Raw genomic sequence first — 16,610 nt, forward strand, 5'->3', positions numbered from 1 at the left:
GACAGACGTGTTTCGACGGGGAGGGTATCGCCAAAATTGCGCTTCATTCTGGCGATACCGGCAGGGTCCGCGTTCAAAGCAACACCTTTTACGTTGACTGAAGCCCAAAGCCAGCCAGTCTGGGGGGCAGAGCGGAACGGTCCGATTGGCGATTTCATGAAGTTTCTCAAAACCCTTCTTCTTTGCCTCGTACTCGCAGCAAGCCTTATCGCCGGTCTGCCGTCCGGGTCAGTCCAGGCCCAGACGCAGGTTCAGACACAGGTCCAGGGCGACGCGGGCACGGAACCCGAGGGGGAAGCGCAGGCAGGCAATCTCTTCAGCCGCGCGGCCACCGCGCTTGAGGAACGCAGCGTGTCGGCGAAGACGCTGGATCAGTTACGCTCGCAGCTTGTCGAGATGAGGGACCGCAATGCCGCCATTGCCGACCGCGGCAATATCCGGGCCGAGGCCCTGGATGCCCAGTTGAAGAGCCTGGGGGCCCCACCGCCGGACGGGCAGAAGGAAGCAGATGAGATTGCCGCGCGGCGCACGGAACTCACCAACGCGCTGGCGCAGGCGAATGCGCCGGTGCGCCGGGCAGGAGAGATTGCCGGCGAAGCGGCGTTCTATATCCGCGAGGTCGACCGGCAGCTGCGTCAGAAGCAGCTGGACAAGGTGTTCGAGCGCTATCCGTCGCCGCTTGCACCGTCCACCTGGCGCCTTGGATTTCAGGAAATCGGCCAGTTCGTCCAGCGGCTGCAGCGCGATATCGACAGCGAACTGACCCGGCCGAGCGTGTCGAAGAAACTGAACGAGACCGTGCCGCTGACGATCGGGCTCACGCTTTTCGGCGTCCTCTTCCTGCTGGTGTTGCAGCATCCGGTGTCGCGGGCCCTGAAACGCTTCTGCGACAGACCTGCCTCCGGCATGAAGGCGCTGTTTCTGGCGGTCCTTTACAACGCAAGTTTCATCGTGCTGCCGACGATCGGCGCCCTGGCACTCGTCGCCGTCTTCCCGGTCCTCGACATCCGTCCCAATGCCGTCCAGTCGGCTGTCCTCGCCATTCCTGCGATGGCGCTTTTCATGATCATCGCCAACTGGATCGGCCACACCCTGTTTGCCCCCGGCCAGAGCCGCTGGCGGCTTCTGGATCTCGGCGACCGGGAAGCCCGGCTGGGCTTGCGGCTCTGTCAGGGGCTGGGTGTCTTCCTGATGCTGGAAATCGCCATTGAGGCTTTCGAGCTCGACAATGCGTTCGGGTCGGCGGCGATCTCGGTCCTGTCGGTTCCGCCGATTGCACTGGCCGCGGCCCTGCTGTGGCCGCTCGCCGGCATCATCCGGTCGCCCGGAGGCGCTGTCAGCCTGGCCGGTCAGAGCGAGCAGAGCGCGGAGGAGCCGGAAGACGCCTCCGTCAAGCCGCGGGAATCCGGCTTTCTCCTGTTCCTGTCCCTGTTGATGCGGACTTCGGCGATCCTTGCCGTCAGCGTGACGCTTGTCGGCTATGTGCAGCTGGCGCGGGTGGCGATCATTCCGGTGATCATGACGGCCGCCCAGCTCGGCCTCGGCTTCATGATCTATCACCTGGTGCTCGTTATCGTGAAGACGGCAATGGGACGCAAGGAAGAGGACGAGGCACCCTTCTGGCTGTCGATGGGGCTGATCTGCGCCCTGACCCTGGTCTTCGCTCCGCTGATCGCGCTGACCTGGGGGGCGCGGGCGATTGACATCGTGGAGGCCTGGCGGCTCTTCACCGAAGGCATACAGTTCGGTGACATACATCTGTCGGTCGATACGGTGCTTGTTCTGGCCGGCATCTTCGGCGTCGGCGTCATCGTCACGCGCTGGCTGCAGAACCTTCTAAAGACAACGGTCCTGCCGCAGACCCGCATGGATCCGGGGGCCCAGAACGCTCTGGTGACGGGGCTCGGATATGTCGGGCTGACGCTGGCCTCGCTGATTGCCGTTTCCACCGCCGGGCTGAACCTTTCCAATCTTGCCGTCGTTGCCGGTGCGCTTTCCGTCGGCATCGGCTTCGGCCTGCAGACCATCGTCTCCAACTTCGTTTCCGGCATCATCCTGCTGGTGGAGCGGCCGATCAAGGAGGGCGACTGGATCGAGGTTTCCGGCCAGTCCGGCTATGTGCGCAAGATCTCCGTGCGCTCCACCCGCATCGAGACCTTCGACCGGCACGACGTCATCATCCCGAATTCGGACCTGATCTCCGGCACGGTGAAGAACATGACGCTGTCGAGCAAATCCGGCCGGCTGATCCTGCCCGTTGGCGTTGCCTATGGCTGCGATCTGGAGAAGGTGAAGTCGATCATGATCGACGCGGCGAAGGCGCACACCACCATCACGCGCTACCCGGCGCCGGTGGTGCTGTTCATCGGTCTTGGCGACAGTTCTCTGAATTTCGAGCTGAGGTGTTTCCTCAAGGATGTCGGCAACGTGCTGACGACCAAGTCGGATCTCTATTTCACGATCTACGCCGAACTCGGCAAGGCGGGGATCGAGATCCCGTTCCCGCAGCGCGACCTGCACTTGCGCGATATTGACAGGCTGGTGGAAGCGCTGGAGCAGAAGCCGTCCGGCCGGGGGCAGAAAAAGGCACCGGCCGAAGCGGTGGTCAAACCGGATGGCGAGGAGGCTTAAACCAGTTTGGCCGCGATCCGCGCCGCAAGCCGTGCGTTGTTGCGCACCAGCGCGATGTTGGTGTCGAGGCTGCGCCCGTCCGTCAGCTTCAGGATGGCACCCAGCACGAAGGGGGTGACGTCCTTGCCGCGCACGCCCTTTGCCTCGGCTTCCGCGATCGCCGCATCGATATAGCCGGTCATCTCGTCGCGCGGGATTTCACTTTCCTCCGGCACCGGATTGGCGATCAGGACGCCGCCATGATCGGCGAAGTTCTCGCGCATCTTCAAAAGTGTGCCGATCTCCGCCGCAGTGTTGAGGCTGTATGGGGCCTTGAGGCCGCTGGCGCGGGACCAGAAGGCGGGAAGTTCTTCCGTGCCATAGGCAATCACCGGCACGCCCTTGGTTTCCAGCACTTCCAGCGTTTTCGGAATGTCGAGCAGCGCCTTGGCACCGGCGGAAACGACGCAGACCGGGGTGCGGCCAAGCTCGTCCAGGTCGGCGGAAATGTCGAAGGACTGCTCCGCACCCTTGTGGACGCCGCCAATGCCGCCGGTGGCAAAGACCTTCAGCCCGGCCGCATGCGCCGCCATCATGGTCGCGGCAACGGTGGTGGCGCCATAGCGGCCGGTGGCGAGCGCAAAGGTGAGGTCGGCGCGCGAGCACTTCATCACGTCCTTGGCTTGCGCGAGGCGGTCGAGATCGGCATCGGACAAACCCACCATTATCTTGCCGTCCATCAGCGCGATGGTCGCCGGAACGGCGCCCTCGGCGCGGATATCCGCTTCCACCTGGCGCGCGGTCTCGACATTCTTCGGGAAGGGCATGCCGTGGGTGATGATGGTCGATTCCAGCGCAACAATCGGTTTGCCGCTAGCAAGCGCCTCGCGCACCTCGTCGCTATAGACGATCAGAGCCTTCAGAGAGACTGTCTGTGCGGCGGTGCTGGCGGTCGGTGTCACGGGCGGTTGCCTTTCTTCTTTTTTCAGGTCCGGCTGCAGGCCGGTGGAACATTGAGGTCTTATAGGCGCAAGTCTTTCAGGCGCCAAGAATGGAATTTGTCCGATTGGTCAAATCTGAGCCAGCGCGTCCCAGGAAAGATCCCTGGCGAGTGCGCCGGTGGTGCGCAGCGTCAAGGCCGCTGCAGCGAGTCCAAAAGGAACCGCATCGGGCAGGGCAGCCCCACGCACCAGCGCCGCGACAGTTCCGGCGCACAGCGCATCTCCGGCCCCCGTCACATCGACAATCTCGCTCACCCTCGTGGGCAGGCGGTGAAGCTCGCCGTCATGGCACAACAGGACATCCTTGCTGCCGCTGGTAAGGACGAAGCTCTTGAGTCCTGTGCGACCGAGCGCTTCCGCCAGATCTTCCGGGTCGCTCTCCTGCGGCAAACCGGTGAGGCTCGCGGCTTCGCCCCGGTTCAGCATCAGGCAGTCGAGCCGGGAGAGAACGGGCTGCAGCCGCGGCGCCTTGGCATCCGAAACAGCATTCGCCATCACCCGGCCGGTGCCGATCCGGCTCGCAACGCGCACCAGCATTTCCTCCGGCAGATTGGCATCGAGGAACCAGATGGCCCCCTCCGGCACGTCCCCGGCAATTGCCTCCAGAACGGCGTCGAAGAGATCGCTGGGCGCTTCGGAGAGAACCCGGTCATCCACACAGGCCGCCGCCAGATCGCCTTCCGGATTATGAAGTGCCAGATACTGTCCGGTGGCAAAGCCGGCCCGCTCGACGACGGACAGCGCCAGCCCTTCCCCCAAAAGCTGCCGCCTCAGGATCGCCGCCGCCCCATCGTCCCCGACCGTGCCGACCAGCCGCACCGGCACGCCAAGCCGCACCAGCGAGCGCGCCAGATTGGTAGCGACCCCCCCGGGCTTTGCAGTGAAGCGCGCCGGCGTCGACGTCTCCGGCCGGATCGTCTCCCGCGCATGCGCGATCGTGTCGTAATGAATGGCACCGATGGCAATAACCGGGGGGAGGGAGGCGGAAGTCACGGGTGCGGGCTTCTCTTCAAGGGCGCGGTGGGCTCGTCCGGGTTAGCATGGGTCCGGTCGGCGTCGGCACGGGTAGTTGGCGAAGAGGCGGGCTATCAGATTAGGGCGGTGGCGGCAAGCTGGGGGGCATTAAACCGCAGTACCCTAATCCACTTGTAACGTGTAGGAACAGATCATGGTAGCTGGCAAAACCGGGATTGGGTGGGAACTGATCGAAGGAAGGGATACGAAAAAATTCAGTTTGTTGATCTTTAACTACTAGTGGTTCGATTCTGACATTTGCATCCCCCTGCTGCTAGCGCTGGAGCAAATGTCAGAATCATAAGAACCACTAGATAAATATATGATTCTAGTGGAGCTTTTGAATTTGACATTTGAGAATCAGCCTAGCCGCGAGCGGGACTCAAATGTCAAATTCGCTCCACTAGGTCGAAGTTGCTCAAGTAGACGCAAGCCGCGTTCCCGCCGCTCGTGAGAGACACGCTGTCTGCTAACGTCGTCCCAAATTTGAAGCTTCTCAAGTAAAGGTTTCTCTGGGAATTTATATGCAGCCGTATTCTCAAATAGAGTCGACCAACATTGATCACCGGCTCCAGTTAAAAACCGACAATACCCTTCAGTGTTGTTGAGTATTCCTGGATTGGACAACGCGGATAAGCAAAAATCACGATATGCTAAATGCGTTTCTGATGGGTTTCGAAATTGGTTTCCTGTCAAAAATCCAATAAAAAGACATATTGTGAATGTAATTGTGCTTATGGATACAATAACTGTTTCGCTGCGGCGTCGATCAAACAAATATACAGTTAAAGCGCCAACTAAAGTTAACACGGATGGGATAACACTGCCGACTACACCGACTCTGCTCCATCCACTTAAGATGCCTACTGCGGTACCCAGTAGCGATAACGTGAAGATCAAGCTGAGCAAGAACCTAGAAGACTGCATTCCAACGGGAGTTTTGGACCTAAATTTTGTTCTGCTTCCAATTAATTGAGTCACAATAGTGACAGATAAAGAAACAAATATACTAACAGTTAGGAAAATGACTAGTAAATTTACCCCTGCGGATTCTGGTAAAATTTCAAGTATCATCCCCAGCCACCTCCTCGAAACTCGCCTTTAGGGTCCCTATAGATGTCACGTCGTATTTCTTCTTCCAAAAGATCTCTAGGGCGATTGTTTTCAGAACCTAAAGGTCTATCCTCAGCGCCTTGTTCTGGCGCCAAGGTTCCGCGTTGCGTAGTGCTGTTTGGTCCCTCGGAATCTGCAGATGGTGGTACCTTTGAATTTTGAATACCCAACTCTTTTTCTAGGCAACCAAATAATTTTCTAGTTGTAGTATCATCTGGTCGTTGAAGATATTGATACGCGAGATTCTCGCAACTCTGGCTAAAGGCGGGCAAACTAGAGCCGTTAATCAATGCAACTATGCAACAGACTATAATCGTCTTCATTGGTTCGCTCTTGAAGTTTGCGTTTTTCCAAATGTGCCAATTTAAAATTATTCAAACCCTACTTCAAAAAATGAAGGAATTCAAATATTTATAAAAAGTGAGGGTAATTGATTTTGATCAATTCCTTGCTTTTGCTTCTGCTTATGCAAATTACTGAACAGGAGAAAAATTTTGAAGTCCTCCGGTCCACTGATTGTGCATTGCTTGTTCCCTTGGTTGGGGCTGCATCTGTTGCAAAGGCATCAAAATGCACGGTTTTGAAGACGGGGTGCAGATAGTGTCCAGTGACGACTCGCTCGATTTTCAAATAAACCTTACCTTTAGGCCTGAAGTTCGCGAATGTGCGAATTCGGAAATTCTTGTGACACCATGGTTGCCGGCTTGGGGTACTAAGGCGGTAACGAAGTTCACAGTCTGATTCCCCCACCCCGCAGAATCACGAGATGTTCCATTTTTCGCTAACGTTACGGAAATTTCGTTTCGGCGTATGCGGAACATATTGGAAACAAACGGGCATTTCTATTTAAATACCAATCGGTTTTGATGACTTGTCAAATGAGAACAAAATGTGTACAAACCTCTCATTGAAACGGCGCGTCCATCGTGGAATAAGGAACGCAAGCTATGTCGCAAAGTACACTTCGTCTCGTAGAAAGCAGCCAGATGGATAAGACAAAAGCGCTGGACGCAGCGCTCAGCCAGATTGAACGCGCCTTCGGCAAGGGATCCATCATGAAGATGGGCCAGGGGCAGGTTGTCGAGGTCCAGGCGGTCTCGACCGGATCGATCGGCCTTGATATCGCCCTTGGCATCGGCGGCCTGCCGCGCGGCCGCATCGTCGAGATCTACGGGCCGGAATCCTCAGGTAAAACCACGCTTGCCCTACATGCCGTCTCGGAAGCCCAGAAGGGCGGCGGCATCTGCGCCTTCATCGATGCGGAACATGCGCTGGATCCGATCTATGCCCGCAAGCTGGGCGTCGATATCGACAATCTCCTGATCTCCCAGCCGGATGCAGGCGAGCAGGCGCTTGAGATCGCCGACACGCTGGTGCGCTCCGGCGCGATCGACGTCCTCGTCATCGACTCCGTCGCGGCTCTGACACCGAAGGCGGAACTGGAAGGCGAGATGGGCGACAGCCTGCCGGGCATGCAGGCGCGCCTGATGAGCCAGGCGCTGCGTAAGCTCACAGCCTCGATCTCCAAGTCCAAGTGCATGGTGATCTTTATCAACCAGATCCGCATGAAGATCGGCGTCATGTTCGGCTCGCCCGAAACCACGACCGGCGGCAACGCGCTGAAGTTCTATGCCTCCGTCCGCCTCGACATCCGCCGCATCGGCGCCATCAAGGACAAGGACGAGGTGGTCGGCAACCAGACCCGCGTCAAGGTGGTCAAGAACAAGCTGGCGCCTCCCTTCCGCCAGGTCGAATTCGACATCGTCTACGGCGAAGGCGTTTCCAAGACCGGCGAGTTGATCGATCTTGGCGTCAAGGGCAACATCGTTGAGAAATCCGGTGCCTGGTTTTCCTATAACAGCCAGCGCCTCGGCCAGGGCCGCGAAAACGCCAAGCAGTTCCTGAAGGACAATCCGGAGATCGCGGAAGAGATCGAACTGGCTATCCGCCAGAACGCCGGTCTGATCGCCGAAGCGATCATTGATCCGGATGGCGCCCCGGAAGAAGAATCCGAGGATTGATTTTTCGAAGGCCTCATTGGCCTGGCCGTAATCGGCCATCTTAAAGCTCCGGACGCTTGTCCGGTCTTCCAAGGGCCTTCTCCCGAATACCGGGAGGGGGCCTTTTGCTGTTCAGGTGTAATCAGGCAGTAGGGCGGTGGATCGGTTCTTCGGTAATTCCGAGAAAACGCAGCGGCTTCCGTAGCGTCGCGGGGCGCAACCGCTGGACAGGGTTGGTGCTCAAAGTTAAAAGGCTGTTCCGGCGCGGATCGGCGACAAGATCCCGCGCACTTCAGATTTACAACAGGCCCTGTTTCGAGAGGGCTGGGACCGATGCGAGACCCGAATGACCGGCGTAAATGAAATCCGCTCCGCCTTTCTGGACTATTTCAAGAAAAACGACCATCAAGTGGTCGAGTCCGGACCGCTGGTGCCGCGCAACGATCCGACACTGATGTTCGCCAACGCGGGCATGAACCAGTTCAAGAATGTCTTCACCGGCCTTGAGAAGCGCGACTATTCCCGCGCGGCGACCTCGCAGAAATGCGTGCGCGCCGGCGGCAAGCACAACGACCTCGACAATGTCGGCTACACCGCGCGCCATCACACCTTCTTCGAGATGCTCGGCAACTTCTCCTTCGGCGACTATTTCAAGGACCGCGCGATCGAGCTCGCCTGGAACCTGGTGACGAAGGAATTCGGCCTGCCGAAGGACAAGCTCCTGGTGACCGTCTTTGCCGAAGACGACCAGGCCTTTGACCTGTGGAAGAAGATCGGCGGCCTTTCCGAAGACCGCATCATCCGCATTCCGACCTCGGACAATTTCTGGTCCATGGGCGATACCGGCCCCTGCGGCCCGTGCTCGGAAATCTTCTACGACCATGGCGACCACATCTGGGGCGGCCCTCCGGGCTCTCCGGAAGAAGACGGCGACCGGTTCATCGAGATCTGGAACCTGGTTTTCATGCAGTATGAGCAGACGCCGGAAAAACGTCTCGACCTGCCGCGTCCGTCCATCGACACCGGCATGGGCATCGAGCGTATCGCCGCCGTCATGCAGGGCGTTCACAACAACTACGACATCGACCTCTTCAAGGCGCTGATATCCGCCTCCGTCAATGCCACCGGCGTCGAGGCGGAAGGGGCCGCCGCCGGCAGCCACCGGGTGATCGCCGACCATCTGCGCTCAACCAGCTTCCTGATCGCCGACGGCGTGCTGCCGTCGAACGAGGGCCGCGGCTACGTGCTGCGCCGGATCATGCGCCGCGGCATGCGCCATGCGCATCTGCTGGGGGCCGCCGAGCCGCTGATGCACAAGCTGGTGCCGGCGCTGGTGCGCGAAATGGGCCGGGCCTATCCGGAACTGACCCGCGCCGAGGCGCTGATCACCGAGACGCTGAAGCTTGAGGAAACCCGTTTCCGCAAGACGCTGGAACGCGGCCTCGGCCTGCTCGATACGGCAACGGACGGCATGGAGGCCGGTGCCCGGCTCGACGGCGAGACAGCCTTCAAGCTCTACGACACCTACGGCTTCCCGCTCGATCTGACCCAGGATGCTCTGCGCGCCCGCGACATCACCGTCGACACCGACGGCTTCAGCGCTGCCATGGAGCGCCAGAAGGCGGAAGCTCGCGCAGCCTGGTCCGGTTCGGGCAGTGCTGCCACCGAAGCTGTCTGGTTCGCGCTGAAGGAAAAGCACGGCGCGACCGACTTCCTCGGCTATGAGACCGAGAGCGCCGAAGGCATCGTTGCCGGCCTTGCCGCCGACGACAAGGAAGTGGCCGCCCTGAAGGCCGGCGAGAGCGGCTTTGTCGTTCTCAACCAGACGCCGTTCTACGGCGAAAGCGGCGGTCAGGTGGGCGATACCGGCCTGATGCTGGCAAACGGCGTCAAGGTGGTTGTCACCAACACCCAGAAGAAGGCCGAGGGCCTCTTCGTCCATGCGGTCACCGTCGAGGAAGGCACGCTGGTGCCGGGCCTGGCGCTGGAGCTGAAGGTCGATCATTCCCGCCGCACGGCGATCCGCGCCAACCATTCGGCAACCCACCTGGTGCATGAGGCTCTGCGCGAAGTCCTCGGCAATCACGTTGCCCAGAAAGGCTCGCTGGTGACGCCGGAGCGCCTGCGCTTCGACTTCTCCCATCCGAAGCCGGTCAGCAACGAGGAACTCGCCGTGGTGGAGACTTTCGCCAACGAGATCGTGCTGCAGAACGCGCCGGTGGACACAAGGCTGATGGCTGTCGACGATGCCATCGAGGCAGGCGCCATGGCGCTTTTCGGCGAGAAATACGGCGATGAAGTGCGTGTCGTTTCCATGGGCACCGCGCTGCACGGGGACAAGGAAGGCAAGCCTTACTCCCTGGAACTTTGCGGCGGCACCCATGTGAAGCGCACCGGCGACATTGGCCTGGTGACGCTGGTCTCCGAAGGCGCGGTTGCAGCCGGCGTGCGCCGTATCGAGGCGCTGACGGGCGCTGAAGCGCGCATGTATCTGGATGCCCAGGACAAGCGCATGCGCGAGCTGGCAGCCCTTCTGAAGACCGGCGCCGACGATGTTCCGGCGCGCGTCGCGCAACTGGTGGAAGACCGGCGCAAGCTGGAACGCGAACTCGCCGATGCCCGCAAGAAGCTAGCCATGGGCGGCGGCGGCGAGGGCGGTTCTCCGGTGAAGGACGCCGGCAGCTTCAAGCTGATGGCCCGCACGGTCGACGGCATCAACCCGAAGGATCTGAAGGGCATGGCCGACGAAGCCAAGACCCAATTGGGCTCCGGCGTGGTTGTGCTGATCAGCGTTGCCGAGGACGGCAAGGCGGCTATCGTGACCTCTGTCACCCAGGACCTGACCGACAAGGTCAGCGCCGTCGATCTGGTGCGGATCGGTTCCGAGGCGCTTGGCGGCCGTGGTGGCGGCGGCCGGCCGGACATGGCCCAGGCCGGCGGCCCGGACGGTGCCAAGGCCGATGAGGCCGTGGCGGCGATCGAAGCCTATCTGACGGGGCTCTGAGACGTAGAAGCCGGCCTTAAAGCGTGTCGCGTTCATTTGAATTCACGTGACCCGCTTTATCTCTTTTTTGACACACGTCTTTTTGCGAAAAACCGGATCCCACTTTTTCGCGACGTGCTCTAAAAAACGAAAGGCGTGCCCGGAGGCACGCCTTTTTCGTTTTGGTGATGGGTCGGTCAGTTGAACAGCGCGGCCAGTGCGAGCGCGGCGGCGGCGACGGCTGTCGAGACGACCAGCATCTTCAGAACCACGTGATGCGGCGTCGTTTCGGCGGAACGGACCTTGTCGGTATCGTAGGTCATTGTCTCCTCCTTGAGTTTGGCTACTTTGTTGAAATGGGGTCCGGCGGCCTTTTGCCCAATCACGTTCCGGTCACCGCCCTGCACAGCTTTGTGCAGCGGGCGAAGGTTCGGGAGGAGGATCTGTTGCAGGCTTTGTCCCGGCGGCGTCTTCGGCTATTGATGAAAAGGTGAGCTTTTTCAGCGGCAGGGGGCCCGGTGCACAGTCTCGATATCAAGCGGGCGCTCTACGAAGTGCTGGAAAATACCGGCAAGCGCAAGGTTGCGTCCGCCATCGTGCGGCATACGCTGGTCTTCCTGATCCTCCTCAACATCGCCTTCGCGGTCCTGGAAACGGTGCCGGAAATCAGGCAGGCCTTCGACACGCATTTTCGAATCATTCAGCTCCTGAGCGGCCTGATCTTCCTCGTCGAATATGTGCTGCGGCTCTATGTGGCCGATCTCCATCCGCCGCTGCGCCGCTACGGTCCGGTGATGTCGCGCCTGCGCTATGCGGTGCAGCCAGACGCGATCATCGATCTCATCGGCGCGCTGCCACTGCTGTTCGTGCTGTTCCTGCCCAATGAGGCGGTCACGATCGTGATCATCCTGCGGCTGTTGCGCTTCCTGAAGCTTGCGCGCTATTCGCCGGCCCTGCGCTCCCTCATTTCCGCCGTCGGCAACGAGCGGCGCGCGCTGATCGGCTCCAGTATGATCATCTTCGGCGTCATTCTTCTGGCGGCAACGGTGATGTATCTGATCGAGCATGACGCGCAGCCGGAGAAGTTCCGCAGCATCCTTCACGGCATCTATTGGGCGATCACAACGGTGACGACAGTCGGTTATGGCGACGTCGTGCCCGTCACCAGCCTTGGCAAGATGATCGCCGGCATTGTCATGCTCATGGGCTACGGGCTGATCGCCCTGCCGGTCGGCATCATCGCCTCGGCCTTCGCGCGCGAGATCCACAGCCGCGACTTCGTCGTCACGTGGTCGATGGTCGCCCGCGTGCCGCTGTTCGAGGACCTTAAGGCAACCGAAATTGCCGAAGTCGCCAAACTGCTGCAGTCGCTGCGCGTCCGCCAGGGCGGCACCATCGCCGAGAAGGGCGATGTCGCCGACAAGATGTATTTCATCTCCGACGGCGAGGTGGAGATCCGGTTGGAGCACGACACGGTTTATCTCGGAGAGGGAAGTTTTTTTGGCGAACTGGCGCTGATAAACCAGACCCGGCGTACGGCAAAGGTCATCGCCTACAGCGAATGCCAGCTCTTGGTGCTGGAGGCTGGAGCGCTCAGGCACCTGATGGACCGGGATGAGGCGCTCGCCAAGAAGATCATGGACGAAGCCCGCGACCGGGTCGCCGCCGGTAAACGGGTTCTTGGAGAGCTTGCGGAAGAGGAGCTGGAACAGGCCGGTGTCTTCGCCTCCTCCGACAATGCCAGCACCGAGCCCGGTCTTTTTCCGGGTGGGGAGACTGATGAGGTTGCCGAGGATGAGGACATGGCAGACCTGGAGCCGGATGCCGATGCGCAGGACAAGGTGAAAGATCCGGACAAATAGAGACATCGTCGGCGTATTTGAGGGTGTAAAACCGGCTTTGCCCACTTCAGCCACCCGAGAGGTGTCCTGTTTGCATAAACCCTTGGAGCCGCCCCTGAAATCGAATTTCCGTAAAGTTGTCATCTCCGTGAAAGCGGAGACCCAGGACACTGCATAGTGTGCGATTTCCACCAGGTGCGCCCGGGAGTCCTGGGTCCCGGCTCTCCGCTGCGCTTCGGCCGGGATTGTTTCATATTTGGCGAGCCAAATCAGCTGCGACTAAGCTGATGAAACACAGACCCTCAATAAGGCGTCAGGCCTTGCGGTAGCTGCACATAGAGCGGATCGCCGTGCCAGAAGGCGTCCGTCGGGCCGACGACAAAATCGACCAGGTTCCAGCGGCCATAGTCGTAACGTAAAAGAACAAAGGAGATCAGCCCGTCCATGTAGTCGGCCTGTGCCGCCAGGGTCGTGTTCGCCAGGTCGATGGCCGCACCGCCGGGACGCTGAGGCGAGACCTGAACAAAGGCCCAGCCGTTGCCGGAGCGCATCCAGTCGACAACAAATTCCACAGGCTTGCCGACGCGGACCTCCAGTAGGGGCCGCACCGCATCCAGCAACTCCTGGCGTTCACCGCTGCCCCTGGCAGGTTCGTGGACGGATTGCGCGGAAGCGCTTAAGCTGAAGGGCGCAAGCAGGAAAATACATAATAAAAAGCCTGCAACTGTCTGAAATCGTGGAAAGAAACCGCTTTCTTCAGAAACTGATTCAATCATGTCCGGCTCCAGTTTTTGCCGCAAATCATTCGCAGGGTTCTATCATGAAAACCATCGGCCTGCTGGGTGGAATGAGCTGGGAAAGCACCGCAATCTACTACCGGCTCCTGAACCAGATGGCGCGTGAGCGGCTCGGCGGCCTGCATTCGGCCAAGTGCCTGCTCTGGTCCGTCGACTTTGCCGAGGTGGAAGCGGCGCAGGCTTCCGGCGACTGGGGCCGGGCAACGGAGCTTATGGTTGCGGCTGCACGAAACCTGGAGCGGGGCGGCGCGGAGTGTCTCGTCATCTGCACCAATACCATGCACAAGATGGCACCGGAGGTCGAGGCGGCCACCGGCTTGCCGCTGATCCATATCGCCGATGCGACAGCGCCCGCGATCAAGGCGGCGAACTGCACCGCACCACTGCTGCTTGCGACCGGCTATACGATGGAGCAGGACTTCTACAAGGGGCACCTCAAGGAGAAACACGGCATCGATGTACGTGTGCCGGAGCCGGAGGACCGGGCGGAGATCCACCGGATCATCTATGAGGAGCTTTGCCGGGGCGAGATCTGGGCCGATTCCAAGCAGACCTTTCTGGAGACCGTCGTCAGGGAGATCGCCAAGGGCGCCGACGGCGTCATCTTCGGCTGCACCGAAATCGGCCTACTGGTGAAACGGGAGGACTTCAGGATCCCCGCCTTCGACACCACGGCCCTGCATGCAGAAGCCGCCCTGGACTTAGCGCTGGGGGATTAGGTGTCCGCATATGGTCGAGGCTAGGTGAAAGTCACCTTCCTCCCTTGTGGGCAGGGCAATCGCAATTGGAATAGGCATGCAGAAAACACCGGCGTCACCCCGGGCGAGCATTGCGAGACCCGGGGCCCACTCGTTTCCAGAGAGTTGGTGAGGGCAGCACGTCTTCAAGAAATGTCGCTCGCTTCGGCAAGTGGCTTTGCGAGTAGGCCCCGGATCTGCGCTTCGCTTGTCCGGGGTGACGCCGTAGCGATCTGTCAAACGCACCGAATGAGGATAGATTTCAAATGCGATTGCCCCGTCTTGCAGAGGTGACAATGCCGTGCGGAGGAGGGCATTTCTTGTCCTGTTTGCTGCTGAGAGAAAATCTCCAGAACAAACAACGCTTCAATCAACCGGCGCTCATCGCCGGCTCCGTCGCAACAAAACTGTCCCGTTCCCTGAACCCGGCCAGCCAGGCGGAGAGCTTCGGGGCGGAGCGCAGAAGCAGGCGGCCTTCTTCGGCCTTTTCGAAGAGGGCCAGCATCGGGGCGGTGTGGCAATCGGCGAGGGTCAACCGGTCTCCCAGCAGAAAGGGGCCGGCGTCCGTGAGCGTTTCGAGTGCTTCGACGATTGTCCGGGCAGGCCCCAGCGCGGAGGCGATCCTGACCTCGTCGGCCGGTGCGCCGTTCCGGGTTTTGGAGGCCCGTTCCACATAGATGTCCCAGACCAGCGTCCGGTAGGCGTGATTGTCGAGGATGGCGAGGATCTGGGCCATCCGGGCTCGAGCCCGCGGGACTTCCGGCTGCAGGTCAGGTCCGTCGAAGGCCTCGTCGATATAGCGCAGGATGGCCGCTGTCTCGTAGAGCGTGAAGCCGTCATGTTTCAGGGCCGGGATCTTGCCAAAGGGCTGCACTGCGAAATAGTGCGACGGCGGACCTCCGGGGGCGAAGACATCTATCGGCACCAGCCGGTAGGGGACGCCTTTTTCGGCAAGGGCCAGCCGGGCGGAGCGCACATATACGGAATAATCGGCACCGAAGAGCTCTATCACAAAGTTCCTCCACTAAGTCGGTCGAGGCGCAAGCGATGGCGGGCGTCTGTCAGGCGCCACAGGCTGGCAAAGGTCGCACCAAGCACGCCGAGCCCAGTGGAGCCGCCAAGGAGAAACATGATCAGGAGCTGGTACTTGACAGCCTCGCGCGGATCTACACCGGAAAGGATCTGGCCGGTCATCATGCCCGGCAGCGAGACGACCCCCGTCGCCGCCATGGCATTGATGATGGGCGTGAATCCGGCTCTGAGCGCCTGGCGGGTGAATGGGCGGGTCGCGACCCAGTAGCTGCGCCCCAGCAACAGTTGCGCCTCGACTTCGCGTTTGCCACGGGCCAGGGCCGTGTGCAGCGTATCGAGGCCGAGGCTGACGCCGGTCATGGTGTTGCCGAGAACCATGCCGAAGAGCGGGAGGGCGTATTGCGGCAGCCAGACTGGATCAGGGCCGATCAATCCGGCAAGGGCGTAGGCGGTTACACTCGTGCCGGCGACCAGCATGGCGGCGGCGCCGAGGCCGGGACCCCAAAGCCCGGTCAGTCGCCGGTCCTGACGGGCCCAGATTTCGCGTCCGGCAAATGCCAGCATCACGCTTGCTGCCAACAGTGTCCACAGCAAGGAACCGGACAGGAAGATCATCTTCAACACAAGCCCAACGAGAATGAGCTGAACGGTCATTCGAAGCGCCGAAACCACAAGCGTGCGCGCCAATCCAAGATCGAGGAGGATGGAAAAGACCGCGTTCAGGATCAGGAACACGGAAGCTGCGACGAGGTCCCAATAGGAGAGCGCCAGATAGCCGGTCACAAGGCCACCTCCGATCTGGTATCGCTGGCGAGCCTGCCACGCTCCATCCGCAGGCACTTGGCGTCGAGCCGTCCTGGCTGCGACGGATCGTGGCTCACAAGGAGGAGGGACAGCCCCTTCGCCAGCAGGCCTTTCAACAGCGTTTCGACCCTTTCGACGGAGGCTGGGTCGAGTGCGGATGTCGGCTCGTCCAGCAACAACACCTGTGGTTCGGTTTCGAGCGCGCGCACCAGCGCGAGCCTCTGGCGCTCACCGCTGGAAAGCCGAGAAACCTGCCAGGGCAGCGCATCGGCGAGGCCGACACTTTCCAGCCGGTCCCTGAGGCCGGGCGACGGAGCAAAATGATCGCCGACCCTCTCCGCCCACCAGCCGCTTTCGGCCGGTACGCAGGCGATCTTGCGCCGCCAGCTTGAAGCCGGCACCGAAGAGCGGTCCATGCCGTTCAAGGCAACCAGGCCGGTATTTTCATCGAGATCCGCGATAGCTCTCAACAACAGTGACTTGCCTGCGCCGGATGGGCCGGCAATCGCGGTGCACATGCCTGGTTCAAGCGTCAGATCGATCGGTCCGATCAGGGGTGTTTTCAACGCGCGTATCGTCAGCACCCCTATTTCTCCTCAGGCATCGAATTTGCATAACCTAGCGCGATGAGGAAAAGGGGACAATCGGCGGGGGATTGTCGATATTGTGGAGCAGTCT

At 60.4% G+C, this 16,610-nt stretch carries 13 protein-coding genes; 5 read left to right on the forward strand and 8 right to left on the reverse strand.

Going from position 1 to position 16,610, the window contains the following annotated elements:
* The first annotated feature begins 156 nt into the window (after window positions 1–156).
* Entirely contained in the window at window positions 157–2,631 is a 2,475-nt protein-coding gene (locus ACX3M4_RS29475; RefSeq protein WP_459356491.1) for a DUF3772 domain-containing protein, read from the forward strand.
* Here the strand turns inward: ACX3M4_RS29475 and ACX3M4_RS29480 are convergent.
* From ACX3M4_RS29480 to ACX3M4_RS29490, 3 genes are all read right to left on the reverse strand, one after another.
* Window positions 2,628–3,572: a pseudouridine-5'-phosphate glycosidase gene (locus ACX3M4_RS29480; protein ID WP_459356492.1), complete on the reverse strand. Its 945-nt coding sequence runs from the start codon at window positions 3,570–3,572 to the stop codon at window positions 2,628–2,630. The genes ACX3M4_RS29475 and ACX3M4_RS29480 overlap by 4 nt on opposite strands.
* 108 nt (window positions 3,573–3,680) lie before the next feature.
* Window positions 3,681–4,604: a PfkB family carbohydrate kinase gene (locus ACX3M4_RS29485; protein ID WP_459356493.1), complete on the reverse strand. Its 924-nt coding sequence runs from the start codon at window positions 4,602–4,604 to the stop codon at window positions 3,681–3,683.
* Between the two features lie 1,091 nt (window positions 4,605–5,695).
* Window positions 5,696–6,061, reverse strand: coding sequence for a hypothetical protein (locus ACX3M4_RS29490; protein WP_459356494.1), 366 nt, complete (start codon window positions 6,059–6,061; stop codon window positions 5,696–5,698).
* A gap of 624 nt (window positions 6,062–6,685) precedes the next feature.
* Between ACX3M4_RS29490 and recA the strand changes: the two genes are divergently transcribed.
* Entirely contained in the window at window positions 6,686–7,759 is a 1,074-nt protein-coding gene (gene recA / locus ACX3M4_RS29495) for a recombinase RecA (RefSeq protein ID WP_459356495.1), read from the forward strand.
* 325 nt (window positions 7,760–8,084) lie between these two features.
* Entirely contained in the window at window positions 8,085–10,742 is a 2,658-nt protein-coding gene (alaS, locus tag ACX3M4_RS29500) for an alanine--tRNA ligase (protein ID WP_459356496.1), read from the forward strand.
* A 176-nt stretch (window positions 10,743–10,918) separates the two neighbouring features.
* Here alaS and ACX3M4_RS29505 read toward each other — a convergent pair whose 3' ends face one another.
* A complete protein-coding gene (locus ACX3M4_RS29505; protein ID WP_459356497.1) occupies window positions 10,919–11,044 on the reverse strand; it encodes a hypothetical protein in 126 nt (41 codons plus the stop codon).
* A gap of 195 nt (window positions 11,045–11,239) precedes the next feature.
* Here ACX3M4_RS29505 and ACX3M4_RS29510 point away from each other — a divergent pair, with 195 nt between their 5' ends.
* Window positions 11,240–12,583, forward strand: coding sequence for a cyclic nucleotide-gated ion channel (locus ACX3M4_RS29510; protein ID WP_459356498.1), 1,344 nt, complete (start codon window positions 11,240–11,242; stop codon window positions 12,581–12,583).
* Between the two features lie 281 nt (window positions 12,584–12,864).
* Here the strand turns inward: ACX3M4_RS29510 and ACX3M4_RS29515 are convergent, their stop codons facing one another.
* Window positions 12,865–13,338, reverse strand: a complete 474-nt coding sequence (locus tag ACX3M4_RS29515; RefSeq protein WP_459356499.1) for a hypothetical protein — start codon at window positions 13,336–13,338, stop codon at window positions 12,865–12,867.
* A gap of 44 nt (window positions 13,339–13,382) precedes the next feature.
* Between ACX3M4_RS29515 and ACX3M4_RS29520 the strand changes: the two genes are divergently transcribed.
* On the forward strand, window positions 13,383–14,078 hold the full coding sequence (locus ACX3M4_RS29520; RefSeq protein WP_459356500.1) for an aspartate/glutamate racemase family protein: 696 nt from the start codon (window positions 13,383–13,385) through the stop codon (window positions 14,076–14,078).
* 388 nt (window positions 14,079–14,466) lie between these two features.
* On the opposite strand, the gene ACX3M4_RS29525 is transcribed toward ACX3M4_RS29520, so the two are convergent.
* From ACX3M4_RS29525 to ACX3M4_RS29535, 3 genes are read right to left on the reverse strand one after another with little or no spacing between them, the layout of a single operon-like run.
* Entirely contained in the window at window positions 14,467–15,108 is a 642-nt protein-coding gene (locus ACX3M4_RS29525) for a glutathione S-transferase family protein (RefSeq protein ID WP_459356501.1), read from the reverse strand.
* Window positions 15,105–15,911, reverse strand: a complete 807-nt coding sequence (locus ACX3M4_RS29530) for an ABC transporter permease (RefSeq protein WP_459356502.1) — start codon at window positions 15,909–15,911, stop codon at window positions 15,105–15,107. Before ACX3M4_RS29530 ends, ACX3M4_RS29525 begins: the two co-directional genes overlap by 4 nt.
* Window positions 15,908–16,516, reverse strand: a complete 609-nt coding sequence (locus ACX3M4_RS29535) for an ABC transporter ATP-binding protein (protein ID WP_459356503.1) — start codon at window positions 16,514–16,516, stop codon at window positions 15,908–15,910. The genes ACX3M4_RS29530 and ACX3M4_RS29535 overlap by 4 nt, the downstream gene beginning before the upstream one ends.
* Window positions 16,517–16,610 lie beyond the last annotated feature (94 nt).

It is taken from the genome of Roseibium sp. M-1 (genome assembly GCF_054515675.1).

Excerpts from the sequence above, each read along its gene's own strand:
- ACX3M4_RS29475 (WP_459356491.1), top strand. The coding sequence starts at position 157 with ATGAAGTTTCTCAAAACCCTTCTTCTTTGCCTCGTACTCGCAGCAAGC.
- ACX3M4_RS29490 (WP_459356494.1), bottom strand. The coding sequence starts at position 6,061 with ATGAAGACGATTATAGTCTGTTGCATAGTTGCATTGATTAACGGCTCT.
- recA (WP_459356495.1), top strand. The coding sequence starts at position 6,686 with ATGTCGCAAAGTACACTTCGTCTCGTAGAAAGCAGCCAGATGGATAAG.
- alaS (WP_459356496.1), top strand. The coding sequence starts at position 8,085 with ATGACCGGCGTAAATGAAATCCGCTCCGCCTTTCTGGACTATTTCAAG.
- ACX3M4_RS29505 (WP_459356497.1), bottom strand. The coding sequence starts at position 11,044 with ATGACCTACGATACCGACAAGGTCCGTTCCGCCGAAACGACGCCGCAT.
- ACX3M4_RS29515 (WP_459356499.1), bottom strand. The coding sequence starts at position 13,338 with ATGATTGAATCAGTTTCTGAAGAAAGCGGTTTCTTTCCACGATTTCAG.
- ACX3M4_RS29520 (WP_459356500.1), top strand. The coding sequence starts at position 13,383 with ATGAAAACCATCGGCCTGCTGGGTGGAATGAGCTGGGAAAGCACCGCA.